Raw genomic sequence first — 14,048 nt, forward strand, 5'->3', positions numbered from 1 at the left:
TTATGAATAAAGACATTCCCACGTATTTTTATTACCTTCAGAATATGATTTAACAAGCTCTAGTAATACTGCTTTGATCCTATTTTTAAAATGGGAGCAACCTTATTATTTTTGATAGGATATTGCTGCTATTGTTGTTTTAATAATGAGCGAAAAGATATGGGGCTTGAATTCATCGGTAATCACCACGAACATAATGAATAATATTTTTCAATTATTGCATGGTCCTTAATGTCATTCCCACTTTTAGCTAGGAATGACATTAGACGAGCTATGCAATAAGGCTACAATTTACTTGGATCAAAGCTAAAATTAATCTCTTTCCAATGGTTAAAGAGTGCAGGATCAAGATTCTCAATAGGGCTTGCTTGCCATACTGCTCTAATTGCATTATCTGCTAAAGCTTCACAAATGCTAGCCGGAATATTAGGACAGATTTTTTCTTTTACCTTTGCCTGCTCAACGTTACCTGCTTTATCTAGAGTAATGCTAATAATGACTTTTACCTTATTATTACCTCTAACCCCTGCTGGTACATTACTCCAATGTCTTTCAATCTGTCTTTTGATTAAAGATATTTCACTGTCGGAAAGAGGTAGCCCATCCGTATAAACTCCTTTAGCTTCTTTTGCATTATCAGCTTTTTTTGATCTTTGATGCTTATTAGATTTTACATTATCCCCTTCCGAAGATTGCTCTAAATTCTTAAGTAGAGAGTCAAACTCATCGGTTTTAGGCTCTTTTTTCTTTACCTCTTTCGGTTTCTCTTCCGGTTTGTTAATAACAACTTCCTCTTTTTTCTCTTCGGGTTTCTTCTTTTCTTCTGTTTGTTTTTTTTCTTCTTTAGGCTTTACTTCTTCGTTCTTCTCAAGTAACGCTTCTTTCACTTCTTCAGGCTTTGGTGCTTCTATAGGTTTTTTCTCTTCTATTTTTGGCTTTTCTTCTATTGTTTCAGCATCAGGCTCTTTTGCTTTTTCTTCTTTAGGCGAGTCTTGTGGTTCTTCTTCTTTTGGCTTACTCTGCTCAGACTTTTTAGCGTCTTCGTTTTCTATCGGAGCTTCTTTTTGCTTTGTTTGGGTTATGATATTTGGTTTATCGCTAACAGATAACATCTCAAAAGTTATAGTTTGCTCTTCCGATAATTTTTCAAAAAGCGATGGCATACCGAATAGAAAAAAATATAAAAGAAGTAAATGCAGAACAACAGAGAAGCTAAGGAAAACCGTAAAATTATCCCTATTTTGATTACTTTTCATTTATTTTTAATATTTGAAATAAGAGCTACACGTGAAAAGCCGGCAGCATGAATTTCGGCAACTATCTCTACTACCTGCCCATAAGAAACATTTCTATCGCCTCTTACAAAAATTCTAGCATCCTTTTTTTCTTTAGTAATATTTGAAAGCTTGTCGGTTAAATGTGTTCTCTCTATAGGAGTTTCAAGCAGGAAAATTTCACCTTTATTATTGATAGTAACGACTAGCGGTTCATCCTGTCCTGAAATCGCACTTGAATTTGTCTCAGGTAAATCCACATTTATGCCTGAAACAAGCATGGGAGAAGTGATCATGAAAATAATTAGCAGCACAAGCATTACGTCTACAAGCGGCGTAACATTAATTTCGCTAACGACCGCTCTTTTGCTTTTTCTATTACTTCCGGCAAGCTTTATAGCCATTACATCTTCTCCTGATCAATTGCCTTAGAAAGTATAGAATTTAGCTCGCTACTAAAATATTCAATTTTATTGTTGATAAGAGTAATGCAGGAAATCAGATAATTATAAAAAATTACTGCCGGAATAGCAGCAAATAAACCTATAGCCGTTGCAAGTAGTGCTTCGGCAATCCCTGGGGCTACTACTGCAAGAGAAGTATTCTTAGAAGTGGCAATCGACTGAAAGCTGTGCATAATTCCCCAAACAGTGCCGAATAAACCTAAGAAAGGAGCACTTGATCCAACAGTTGCGATGAAGCTTAAATTCTTCTCAAGCTTTTCGACTTCCCTATTTTGAGCTAGGTACATTGCACCAGTTATACGCTCTTTATGGTTGTTTTTTAATGCATCGGAAAGACCTTTAGTACTTAAACTCTTACACTCATCCATAGCCGAGACAAATATCAAAGCTAGCGGATTATTAACCGACCTTTTTATGCTTTCATATAATTGCTCTAATACTACACCGGACCAAAATACATTTTCAAAATTCTTCATTCTTCGCTGCACTTGTGCTAGCTTAAATATTTTATCCAAAATAATAGCCCATGACCAAATGGAAGTAATAAGCAGCATCAACATAACTGACTTACCGATAATGTCGGAGGAGCTTATTAAAGCAAAAATTGATAAATGATCTTGCGTAACAATTTCTAAGCTATCGCTAATATTAGTGTCTGCACTCATTGAATGTATATTATTTAATTATTCTAAAATTAAATAATATATTCATATTTTACTTTTGTCATTAGGTTATGTAAAAAATTTTCGTTGTTGTTAGGGAGAGTGTTGATACCGAGCCGTCATTGCGAGCAGTCGTAGACTGCGTGGCAATCCAGAAAAATAATACAAAAAATTCTGATTCACAGAATTTGTGACTGGATTGCTTCGTCAATTACTCTGTAATTTCCTCGCAATGACGTTAAAACCGATCCACACGGGAATGACATAAACGGACTAACAACGTTAGTCAAGCCACGGGATAACACATATTTTTAAAATCATTAATTTAATATCTCTTGACTTATCTTAATTTTTTATATAAAGTGCTGCTCTTAAATTTAACTTAGAGTTGCATATGAAATTAATTGAATATTTTAAAAAACTTGAATCTATAGCTTTCGGTCCATGGCTTAATAAATACAAACAATTATTTACCTCAAAAGAATTAGGCTACTCAGATGTTTGACATAATCATTGAAGCTAAGAACAATCACCAACATTCTAATGAAGAATTAGTAATATTATCTAATGACGTTATTGAAAGAGAGATAGGAGAAAATATAAAGCAATCAAAAGTTGCTGTTATCTTTGTTGCGAATCATAGAGAAAATTTATATTCTATATTTACATGGCTAACTAACTTTCAGTTAGAGCAATATTCTAGGTTTATATTAAATCTTCCAAAAGATTATAAGGATTATAAAGATTATTTTTTACAAGAAGAACAACAAAGTGAATACTCAAAAATCAAAGCTTTTAATGATGTGCAAGATAAGAAATGGCTAGCAAGAAAATATTTCAATTTATCAAATCACGAACCATCAAATCATTACCTATTGTTTCAAGTAAATATTATAAAATTGCAAAAATATTTAGAATATCCTTATGAATATAATACTGCAATTTATAAACCTGAATTTCTAGGTTCTGTAGATAGCTATTATAATTATTCTTGTGATAATATATTAATAAACAATTATTTATTAAGGATATTAATATGCCGAAATCAGAAAATATACAAAAATCCTATAAAGCTCCTAAAATTATACGTGAAGACATTTTTTTTAGACCTTATGGGTCTCCCATCTTATTCTATTCGCTATATGGATGACGGCACAACCATATACAGTGAATCTGAATCACTTTATTCTAATGATAAAGTTAAAGTTATCGGTCATGATACCGGATATTTTCATAAATATTTCGCTGGATTAGGATTTGAATAGACATTGCTTTGTAAGGTAGTTTAGCTTTTCAATGTCATTCCCGCAAAAGCGGGCATCCAGTACTTTCAAGGTTATACACAATAAGTTTTTAAAATTAAAAGCTCGATTTATCTTGCTTTATGCTGGATTCCCGCCGTTGCTGGAATGACATCAGCGTTCACGCAACAATGCCAGCTCACAATGACAATCCTAAAACTTAGGATAATTTAATAGCAGAACTTAAATAATCATTACCGTATTTCTCAATATAGTCATCATATTTACCTTTAAAATCAACAATATTTTTCCTATGGGAAAGAGCAATAATTCTTGTTGCTATGGATTTTGCAAAATCACGATCGTGTGTTACTAATATTACCGTACCCTCAAAATCAATTAGAGATTTTTTAAGAGCTTCGCGTGACTCTATATCAAGGTGATTTGTCGGTTCATCAAGAACCAAAATATTACTTTTTTCTAGCATCATTTTAGCAAGTAATAACCTTGCACCCTCCCCGCCGCTTAGACTTACAATATTTTTATTTACTTCATCACTACGGAATAATACTTGTCCAAGCGTATTTCTAATAGTATTTTCCGTTTCCTTTTTAGATTGCTTTTTAAGCCAATCAATAATACTAATATTTTCATTAAGTAGCTCATTATGGTCTTGAGCGAAATAAGATATTTGTGATTCATACCCCCACTCATAACTACCCTGATCTGCTGCTATTTTATTCATTAAAATTTTTAATAAAGTAGATTTACCGATACCGTTTGCACCGATAATAATAATTTTTTCTCATCTTGATACGTTAAAACTAACTTTATTTAATATTTGTTTATCCTCAAAACGTTTAGTTATTTGATCGATTTTTAATACTAATTTTCCTGAATTTCGTAGTTGTTTCAATCTAAATAGCGGACTAATTCTTGAAGATTTCTGTATATCCAGTAATTCTATTTTCGCTAGCTGCTTTTCTCGGGAAGCACTTTGCCTTGCTCTTGTCCCTGCTCTAAATTTATCAACCCAAGCCTGCATATTTTCTATTTTCTTTTCTAAGAAATGTCGCTCGCTTAACTTTTGCGCAGCTATTATCTGCTTTTCCTGAACAAAATTATCATCATTACCTACGTATAGTTTTATTTCTCCATAATCTATATCCAAAATATCTGTTGCAACATTATTTAAAAAAGCTAAATCATGTGAGATAAAAATTAATATTCCTTTAAAAGAGTTTTTTAAATAATGCTCAAGCCAATATATCGAAATAATATCAAGATGGTTTGTCGGTTCGTCGAGTAGTAAAATATCGGGATTATTAAATAAACTTTGTGCGAGTAATACACGAAGTTTATAACCTCCTGACAACGCAGAAAGCGGTTCATAATGATATTTTTCAGCTATTCCAAGACCTACAAAACTTCTTATTTCCTGCTATTACCGTATCTATAATTTTAGTATTTTCATAAAGAAATTGATCTTGTTTTAAACAACCTACTTTAGAGTTTTTAGGTATATTAATATCACCGAAAGCTGGCTCTTCTTCCTTAGTTAAAACTTTGAAAAAAATTGTTTTACCTGCTCCGTTAGCACCTACTAAACCATATCGTTTATTATTTTTAATATATAAATTTACTTCAGTAAATAGTATTCTCGCACCATAACTCATAGCTAAATCGTTTATAATAATCATATTTTTAGATGTCATGGTTAAATTCAGGAATAATTGAAAAGGTTTTAGAAAAGTTATAAATATTTAATATTTCTTCAATAATTCAAAAGCTTTTGCAAAATCTACTATATATTCTTCTTGTTTTTCTAAATCTTTAAGTTTGATGCTATTATTTGCTTGTTCTTCATCACCTATAAAAATAATAAATTTAGCATTTTCATTAAGAACACGTTGCATCCTTTTAGCTATTTGACCTAAGGGTTCTATAATAGTAGCAATATTTTGTGAACGCAATTTATCTACAATTTCTAAAGAGTAAGTAATATTATTTTTGCCTATAGGTAATACAAATACCGGCTTTACTTCAGATATATTATATTCTCGCATTAAAACAATACGCTCAATACCGGCAGCAAAACCGATAGCAGGCACATCACCATTATTACCCATGATTCGGCTAAGCCCGTCATATCGACCACCGGCAAGAATAGTAGATTGACTCCCAAGCTTTTTTGTAGTGAATTCAAAAGCAGTATGGCAGTAATAATCAAGCCCTCTAACCAAACGTGGACTTATGCTATATTTCACACCTAAAATGTCGAGATACTTTATTAACTCATCAAAATATTCTTTGGATTCATAAGTGTAATATTCAGATAAAATCGGAGCAGCAGCAACTATTTTTTGATCAATTTCGCTTTTAGAATCAAGTATTCGCATTGGATTTTTAATCAGCCTTATTTTGCTTTCTTCCGATAATTGATCTTTAAAATCATTTAGATATTCTACCAGCTTTTGTTGATAAGCACTTCTTGATTCACTACATCCAAGAGAGTTAAGCTCCAAGAGAGTATCCTGCTCTATTTCGAGTGCTTTAAGTATGTCTATCGCTAACTTCAAAGTTTCAGCATCAGTAATAGCTCCTTTAGCTCCGATATATTCATAATTCAGTTGGTGAAATTGACGTTGACGCCCTGCTTGCGGTCTATCATAACGAAAAACAGGACCGGTAGAGAAAAGTTTAAGAGGTAGCTTGTGCTGAAAACCATTTGAGATGAAGCTTCTTATAATACCGGCCGTAAATTCAGGTCTAAGAGCTACAGATTCATTGCTTTTATCTAGAAAACTATAGATTTCTTTACTTATTACGTCAGAACTTTCACCCATCGAGCGGTTAAAAACCTTGGTATACTCGAGTATTGGAGTACTCATTTGCTTATAGCCGTACAATACTCCAACATCTCTTGCTTTGTTAATTATATAGTCGTGGACTTTATAATCATCCGGCAATAGATCTTTCATGCCTCGAAGTGGCTGCAACTTTTCAGTCATTTGGTTAATTTTGTGGTTTTATTAATGTCATCTCGCATGTAGCGAAAAAACCGCTCGGTGTCATACCGTGGCTTGACCACGGTATCCAAAAAACATTAAAAAAGACTGGATCCCACGATCAAGTCGCGGGGATGACACTGAAAAATACTAACTTTGTGCCTTCTTCATAAAAAACGATCTTATAATATATAAAACAAACATCGTAATAAACCAATATATTAATGCACGACCTGCCATTAATAGATTAAATTCACCGTCATATATTTGAATAAATAGTAAATATGCACAAGCAATTAAAATAAAAGGTACAATAATAAATACTAAAGGACATTTAAAAGGTCTTTGAGCATCAGGTAGCGTTACTCTAAATAATACTACTATTATTGTAACGGTTATATAATCAATTAATGCTCCCATTGAAGTTAATTGTGTTAATAATTCCGTAGAACAAAATCCTCCAAGGATAGCGGCTAAAGAAGCAAATATTATAATCGTAATATACGGACTGTCATATTTTGGGTGCAGCTTTGCAAAACTTTTCGGTAGTAAACCGTCACGTGCAATAGCATAAAAAATACGAGAAGTACCGTAAATATTCATCATCAACACCGTCATCATACCGCACACCGCACCGGTTGCCACGATAGCAGAGCCAATCTTGCTATTATTGATAGTTAAAGCATAAGCAAGCGGTTGGTCGTTATTTAATTGATCAAAAGGTGCAATACCGGTAACAAGCCCCGCCATTGTTACATAAACTATAGTAGTTAGAACAAGCGAGCCGATAATACCGATCATTATATCACGTTTTGGATTTTTACATTCCTCAGCTGCAGTTGCAATCGTTCCAAAGCCCGTAAAAGCTAAGAATAAAATAGATGCACCTACTAAAACATTACTAAAGCCGAAAGGCATAAAGTTACTCCAGTTAGTAGCATCGAAATGAGGAGCAGAAGCGAGTATAAATACAAATATTGCAGCCATTTTTATGAAAACTAAAATTGCATTTAGTCGCTTACTATCTTTAGTTCCTAAATATAAAATAAATCCAATAAATACCGAGATTAAAAATGCCGGTAAATTTATTATCCCGCCGTTTGTCGGTACGGTAGTTAATTCTTTCGGTAAATTGATTCCGCCTGCTGCTAATATTCCTTGTACGTAGCCCGACCAGCCTGCAGCTACTATTCCTGCAGCAACGCCTAGCTCTAATATTATAACACTACCAATCATCCAAGCAAATACTTCGCCGAATGCTACATAGGAATAAGTATAGATACTTCCTGAAGTCGGAAGCATTGCAGCAAGTTCAGTATAAACAAGTGCTACAAAGATACAGGTAATACCTGCAATCGCATAAGATAACATTACCGCAGGTCCTGAATATTTAGCCGCAATGATACCGGTAACGACAAATACGCCAGTACCAATCATTGCACCAAGACCTAGTAATATTAAATCTAATGCTCCAAGCGTCTTACTAAGACCGTTTGAGCTACCTATCTCTTTTACTAATTCAAAACTTTTCTTCCTTAAAAAACTCATTAGTTTCTCCTGTTTGAGTGAGTGATCTATCATTCCCGCCTACGCGGGGATGACATCAAATGCTTTTAAGGAGCCATACCACAAGGTATAATCTACCTTATATCTCTAGTAATCCACCCGCCGCCGAGTACTCTTTCACCAGCATAAATAACACATGCTTGCCCAGGGGCAACGGCTTTTTCTTCTGATAAAAATCTTATCTTCATTTTATCATCACCGAGTTTACTTATTTCGGCTAAACGAGGCGGTCTTGTTGAGCGGATTTTAACGGCTACTTCTAGCTTGTCGTTATCTTTAATCTCATCTGCAAGCCAATTCACATCTTTAATTATAAATTCCTGCACATGTAATGCAGCTTCAGGTCCTACATATACTATATTGTCCTTAGGATCAATCTTTACTACATATAAAGGCTCGTTATAAGCTATACCAAGCCCACGACGTTGCCCTATAGTGTAATTAATTATACCGCTATGCTCTCCTAGCTCAAACCCATTTACGTGAATAATCTTACCACTTTCACTGCTATTTGGACGTATTGTATTTATTACGCTCTTATAATTTCCGTCAGGTACGAAACAAATATCTTGGCTGTCGGGCTTATCTGCTACCTCAAGCCCAAATTTACTAGCAAGCTTTCGTGTTTCATCCTTAGTAAACCCTCCTAGAGGGAAACTTAAATATTCCAATTGCTCTTTAGTTGTCGTAAATAAAAAATAACTTTGATCTTTTGCCGGATCAAGTCCCGTATGTAACTCTGCTCCGTTATCGCCATTGACTTTTCGTACATAATGACCAGTAGCAAGCTGAGCTGCTCCAAGCTCTCTAGCCGTTTTAATTAGATCCCTAAACTTTACCGATTTATTACATTGTACGCATGGCAACGGTGTTTCGCCCTGTAAATAGCTATCGACGAAATTATCTATTACCGACTCTTTAAATTTGCTCTCATAATCAAGTACGTAATGGGGAATACCTAGCTTATTTGCTACCATTTTAGCATCGTAAATATCCTGACCAGCACAACAGGCATTTTTTTTTCCTACTGCCATACCGTGATCATATAACTGCAAGGTGATACCTATAACATTATATCCCTGCTCGTACAGCGTGGCGGCAACTGTCGAACTATCCACCCCGCCTGACATGGCAACAACTATAGTAGACTGCTTATCCCCTAAATTAATCATATCAACCTTAAACACAGCAAATTGTACTACATTTATAATTAAATTACAACACTATCTTTTAATATATTAAAATGTATTGCTATAATCGGCGTTGTCTCAAAAGGATTGCTTTGTAAGATTGATTAACACCCTGATATCATTCCCGCGTAGGCGGGAATGAGATCGCACAGTTTTTTTGGTTCATGCAGGCAATACCTCCTTACAATGACATAGACTAAAGAACTCAAAAATCATATGTTATTTAAAATATTATACAAAACGATTATTACATTAACTCTAATTTATTTTCTACTTATTATCTTAGAATATGCACATCAAGGTTTTATTAATGATTTATCATTACAAAAAGTAGATTTATCTATTCAGAATTCTATAAAAGAACCTATTTATTTAGTTTCTTATGCCGACGGTCCGGAGTATGTTTATCGTAATCAAAATGCAACCACTCATTATGCAATTAATAAAGGTATAGATTTCATATTGAACTATAAGAAAAAACATATACCTCAAGTGTTTATAGAGACAAATCAAGAAATTTTTAATGAGCCTGCAGGAGCTGGTTTATGGCTATGGAAACCTTATATTATACTTGAAACAATGAAAAAAGCACCGGAAGGAGCTATTATAGTATATTTAGATTCGGCTTTTGTTATTAAAAAGCATATCAGTAGTTTAACAAATCTTTTAGGTGATAATGATATATTACTAGTACATGATCGCGATCGTAAAAACGGTAGTTTTATTAAAGGTGAAACCTTTGCCTTAATGGATTGTCTAAACGAAGAATGCAGAAATGACGATCATATTTGGAGTGCCGTTATTGTTGTGCGTAATACCGAGCTTTCTCGTGCTTTTATTGAAAAATGGCTAAAAAGTTGTGAAGATATTAGAATTCTTTCAGGCAAAGATTATAATATTCATCCTAATTATGATGAATATAAATGGCATCATTCCGACCAATCGGTACTTAGCCTTATATATCACAAAAATCCACAATCGGTTAAAGTAATAGAATATGAAGAAACAGCACCTTTCTTATCTTGGTTTCACCGTAAATATTCAAATAGTTCACCATTAAAGCCATGGTATAGCATATACGGTATAGATCCTATGATTACTTTTAATACTAACGGTAAAGTTTTACCTTCCACTGCTCTTATAAACACTCCGCCGATTGTTAGGCTACGTAAGTGGGTTATAGAACATCAATGATGGGCTTTGTCTGCATGGCTCTTGAAAAATGCTCCGTTATCATACCGTGGTCAAACGAACTAGGTGACAGCTATACTTTAAGTAAATGAAGAATTGGTATACGAAGCTCAATTTGGCAAAGAGCAAGTAGTCTGTAAGCCGAGGACTACAGCGTAAACTTAATACGTGAGGACCGGAGGACTTACAAGACAACGTAGCCAATTTTTCAAATTCAGCGAGTATATAGCTCTCTGTACTTTAAAGAAGCTATAAGATAAGGTAAGTACTTTAATGTCTTGCATTTCAGGGTCAAGCTCAAAAGCCTTATCTATATAAAATGTAACCGGCATTAAGACTTTTTCGCCGGCTTTTAATAATTGTTCTTCAAAACAAAAACAATGAATTTTTACGAAATATTTTCCTGCTTTATTTGGAGTCACATTATATACGGAAGTGCCTATTATATCGTTATTGCTTAGATTCTCCGTTTCATAGAACACTAGAGTATTCTGCCCCGGAACAATTTGCACTCTTTGCTGCCTTGGAATAAACCGCCAAGGTAAATCTTTATCAACATTAGCATCAAACTCGATAATTATAGGTTTAGTGCCTTTTACCTTAGAATATACACTCACCGTTTCTTTTGCAGTAGTACCGCCATATCCTGTAACTTTACAAAATAAATTATAGATAGGTATGGAAGCAAAACTTAGTAACACCATACTAATTACTAATCCCAGCAAGGAAAAAGCTAGATTTTTATTGGATTTTTTAGACATTATGTGATTTTATTTAAAAATACTCTAGAAAAAGTTTATTTTAGATCATATATGTGTTAGTATAAAGAAAAATAGTAAGGTTGGTATGACTAATAATATTAATGCATTAGCAATCTCTAGCGAGTCAGGGTTTTATAACTACTTACAGAAAATCAATAAAATTCCTTCACTTACGCAAGAAGAAGAATTTTTATTAGCGAAATCCTATTTAGAAGAAAATGATTTACAAGCTGCACATACATTAGTCACGAGTCATCTTAAGCTTGTTGCAAAAATTGCAAGCGGTTATAGGACTTACGGTCTTCCTATTACCGAATTGGTTTCAGAAGGTAATATAGGTTTAATGCAGGCAGTAAAAAAATTCAATCCCGAACTTGGTTTCCGCCTGTCAACATATGCGATGTGGTGGATTAAAGCAGCCATACAAGAATATATATTAAAATCTTGGTCATTAGTCAAGATGGGAACAACGGCTGCACAAAAAAAATTATTTTTTAGTCTTAATAAAGTTAAGCATAAAATTACTAATTTATACTCAAGGGCTATTACTACCGATGATTTTGCAAAAATAGCAGATGAATTAGGCGTTTCGGTTCATGAAGTTTCCGAGATGAATACTAGAATTTCAGGTCCTGATTTATCGTTAAATAACTCTATAAATAGTGATGATGCAGAATCAGGAGAACTGATAGAACTATTACCAGAAACACGCCCTACTCCCGAAGCTATGGCTATTAATAAGCAAAATTTTACCAGTAAAAGGAAGTTACTATCGAATGCTATGCAGATTTTAAACGATAGGGAACTTCGTATTTTAACAGAGCGTAAATTAACGGATACTCCTAAAACTCTAGATATTTTAAGCAATGAGTATAATATTTCTAAGGAACGTATTAGACAAATAGAAAATACAGCTTTTGAAAAAATAAAGAAGTTTATTTTAAACCATAGTAGAGAAGTAGCTTAAGCCTTATTGGATTGTCATCCAGTGTCTTGACCTGCATTAGCTGCATGGATCGAAAAACCTATTCTATGTCATTCCCGCTTCCGCGGGAATGACATCAATTCAGCACTCCTGACCATTCAGGATCAGAAGCATCCGCCGGTGTTATAATTTCTCTTTCATTATGACCTGTTAGATCAATTGCAAAAATTTTGTTTTTTCCCGGAGCTTTAGCTCTCGATGGCCAACCTTTAGCAAACATAATAACTCGTCCGTTAGGTGACCAACAAGGGCTTTCGACTAAATATCCGCTTGTTATTATCCTTTCATTATTCTCATCATCTTGGGGGCATGCTTTCATAATTCCAATATTAAAAGTTTTTCCTTCAGCTCCTCTAATAATCTTAGTAAATGCTATATAGTCTCCTCTAGGCGACCAGCTAGGAGCAGTGTAAGAACCTCCACCGAAACTAATACGCTGAACGTCACTTCCGTCCGAATTCATGATATATAATTGAGGCACACCGTTTCTATCGGAGTTATATACAATTTTTTTACCGTCCGGTGAATAGCTAGGAGAGGTATTAATACCGAATCCGTCAGTTAATTTATGAAGCCGTTTAGTAGCAAGGTCAATTTCGTAAATATGAGTTGAGCCGTTTTTAGCTATTGACATTACGGCTTTTCTACCGTCCGGTGAGAATCTAGGAGCAAAAGATATACCAGAAAAGTCACCTACTACGCTTTCTTTACCTGTTTTTAAATCCTTTTCATAAACAAGAGCTCTTCTTTTAGTTGCGTATGAAACATAAAAAATCTTATCCGCTGAACGAGCAAATCTTGGGGTTAATACTAGTGACTTTCCATTGGTAAGGTATTTATTATTAGCACCGTCATAATCCATCAAAGCAATTCTTTTTATTTTTGGTAAAGAAGTGCTTTCTGATACATACACTATTTTGGTGTCAAAATAACCGGCATCACCGGTAATTTTTTCATAAATTTTATCAGCAATTTTATGTGCTGCTCTTCGCCATAAATTTTCCGGTACTTCAAGAATTTCGCCGGCAAGCTGTTTTTCAAGCAATGTATCCCATAATATAAAGCTAATTTTAAGCTTACCGCTTTCTAGTTTTTTAACTTCACCGTTTACTAAAAGGCTAGCATTAATTTGACGCCATGCAGCAAAAAGCGGCTTATATGCTATTCCTGTCTTCTCTTCTATAAAAGATGCAGAGGAAATAGGACGGAATAGCCCCGAAAGCCTTAAATCATTAGAGATAACTTTAACCACATCATTACCCAGTACGTCATCAGCAGAACTATCGGCATTAAATTTATTAACTGCTATAGGCGTAGGATCAGCTCGCCCATGCTCAATATTTATTGTTTCAAGTGCATAACCTTTAAAGCTAAATAATAGTATAAAATATATAATATTTCTCACTCAAAATACTCCTTTTTATCAAATTCCGTTATGGTTATTGTATATCATTCCTGCGGAAGCAGAAATCCAAATTTTTTGTTGTCACCCCGTGGCTTGACCACGGGGTCTGGCTTTATTTTATTGTGTTCTGGATCCCGTGAATAAATCACAGGATGACACAAAGGAAAGAACCACACGCGTCAAGTTAAGGGATGTTTATAAGTTTAAGAGAAGATAAAGTAGATTTTTTTGTTTTCCTATATTTATCTTTTAAGCAAAAACTTACCCAAGCTATTCGTAAATTTTTAAAGAAGTTTTTTAA

Annotated in this window: 13 protein-coding genes and 1 pseudogene; 3 read left to right on the forward strand and 11 right to left on the reverse strand. The window is 34.1% G+C overall.

What is annotated here, in order from left to right; translation table 11 throughout:
- Window positions 1-284: 284 nt before the first annotated feature.
- From ACKTSD_RS05920 to tolQ, 3 genes are read right to left on the reverse strand one after another with little or no spacing between them, the layout of a single operon-like run.
- Entirely contained in the window at window positions 285-1,256 is a 972-nt protein-coding gene (locus ACKTSD_RS05920; protein WP_412708416.1) for an energy transducer TonB, read from the reverse strand.
- Window positions 1,253-1,678, reverse strand: coding sequence for a protein TolR (tolR, locus tag ACKTSD_RS05925; RefSeq protein WP_412708417.1), 426 nt, complete (start codon window positions 1,676-1,678; stop codon window positions 1,253-1,255). Before tolR ends, ACKTSD_RS05920 begins: the two co-directional genes overlap by 4 nt.
- Window positions 1,678-2,403, reverse strand: a complete 726-nt coding sequence (gene tolQ, locus ACKTSD_RS05930; RefSeq protein ID WP_412708418.1) for a protein TolQ — start codon at window positions 2,401-2,403, stop codon at window positions 1,678-1,680. The genes tolR and tolQ overlap by 1 nt, the downstream gene beginning before the upstream one ends.
- A gap of 1,033 nt (window positions 2,404-3,436) precedes the next feature.
- On the opposite strand from tolQ, the pseudogene ACKTSD_RS05935 reads away from it, so the two are divergent.
- Window positions 3,437-3,665 (forward strand): annotated as a pseudogene (locus ACKTSD_RS05935) (hypothetical protein).
- Between the two features lie 196 nt (window positions 3,666-3,861).
- On the opposite strand, the gene ACKTSD_RS05940 reads toward ACKTSD_RS05935, so the two are convergent.
- The 6 genes from ACKTSD_RS05940 to mnmA all read right to left on the reverse strand — a co-directional run bounded on the left by ACKTSD_RS05940 (window position 3,862) and on the right by mnmA (window position 9,387).
- The gene (locus ACKTSD_RS05940; RefSeq protein WP_412708419.1) at window positions 3,862-4,386 is read right to left on the reverse strand and encodes an ATP-binding cassette domain-containing protein; all 525 of its coding nucleotides are present in this window, start codon (window positions 4,384-4,386) and stop codon (window positions 3,862-3,864) included.
- Between the two features lie 60 nt (window positions 4,387-4,446).
- Entirely contained in the window at window positions 4,447-5,016 is a 570-nt protein-coding gene (locus ACKTSD_RS05945; RefSeq protein WP_412708420.1) for an ATP-binding cassette domain-containing protein, read from the reverse strand.
- A 28-nt stretch (window positions 5,017-5,044) separates the two neighbouring features.
- Window positions 5,045-5,341 (reverse strand): ATP-binding cassette domain-containing protein, encoded by a 297-nt coding sequence (locus ACKTSD_RS05950; protein WP_412708430.1) that lies wholly within the window; start codon window positions 5,339-5,341, stop codon window positions 5,045-5,047.
- 63 nt (window positions 5,342-5,404) lie between these two features.
- Complete coding sequence (hisS, locus tag ACKTSD_RS05955; RefSeq protein WP_412708421.1) at window positions 5,405-6,652, reverse strand: histidine--tRNA ligase; 1,248 nt, start codon at window positions 6,650-6,652, stop codon at window positions 5,405-5,407.
- 147 nt (window positions 6,653-6,799) lie between these two features.
- Window positions 6,800-8,197: an amino acid permease gene (locus tag ACKTSD_RS05965; protein WP_412708432.1), complete on the reverse strand. Its 1,398-nt coding sequence runs from the start codon at window positions 8,195-8,197 to the stop codon at window positions 6,800-6,802.
- A 92-nt stretch (window positions 8,198-8,289) separates the two neighbouring features.
- Window positions 8,290-9,387, reverse strand: a complete 1,098-nt coding sequence (gene mnmA / locus ACKTSD_RS05970; protein ID WP_412708422.1) for a tRNA 2-thiouridine(34) synthase MnmA — start codon at window positions 9,385-9,387, stop codon at window positions 8,290-8,292.
- A gap of 234 nt (window positions 9,388-9,621) precedes the next feature.
- Here mnmA and ACKTSD_RS05975 point away from each other — a divergent pair, with 234 nt between their 5' ends.
- Window positions 9,622-10,599, forward strand: coding sequence for a glycosyltransferase family protein (locus ACKTSD_RS05975; RefSeq protein ID WP_412708423.1), 978 nt, complete (start codon window positions 9,622-9,624; stop codon window positions 10,597-10,599).
- A 158-nt stretch (window positions 10,600-10,757) separates the two neighbouring features.
- Here the strand turns inward: ACKTSD_RS05975 and ACKTSD_RS05980 are convergent, their stop codons facing one another.
- Window positions 10,758-11,357: a cytochrome c oxidase assembly protein gene (locus ACKTSD_RS05980; RefSeq protein ID WP_412708424.1), complete on the reverse strand. Its 600-nt coding sequence runs from the start codon at window positions 11,355-11,357 to the stop codon at window positions 10,758-10,760.
- Between the two features lie 85 nt (window positions 11,358-11,442).
- Here ACKTSD_RS05980 and rpoH point away from each other — a divergent pair, with 85 nt between their 5' ends.
- Entirely contained in the window at window positions 11,443-12,324 is an 882-nt protein-coding gene (gene rpoH, locus ACKTSD_RS05985; protein ID WP_412708425.1) for an RNA polymerase sigma factor RpoH, read from the forward strand.
- Between the two features lie 94 nt (window positions 12,325-12,418).
- Here rpoH and tolB read toward each other — a convergent pair whose 3' ends face one another.
- Entirely contained in the window at window positions 12,419-13,747 is a 1,329-nt protein-coding gene (gene tolB, locus ACKTSD_RS05990) for a Tol-Pal system beta propeller repeat protein TolB (RefSeq protein ID WP_412708426.1), read from the reverse strand.
- Between the last annotated feature and the right edge of the window lie 301 nt (window positions 13,748-14,048).

Origin of the sequence: Candidatus Rickettsia kedanie (assembly GCF_045865205.1) — a bacterium.
GTDB lineage: Bacteria > Pseudomonadota > Alphaproteobacteria > Rickettsiales > Rickettsiaceae > Rickettsia > Rickettsia australis.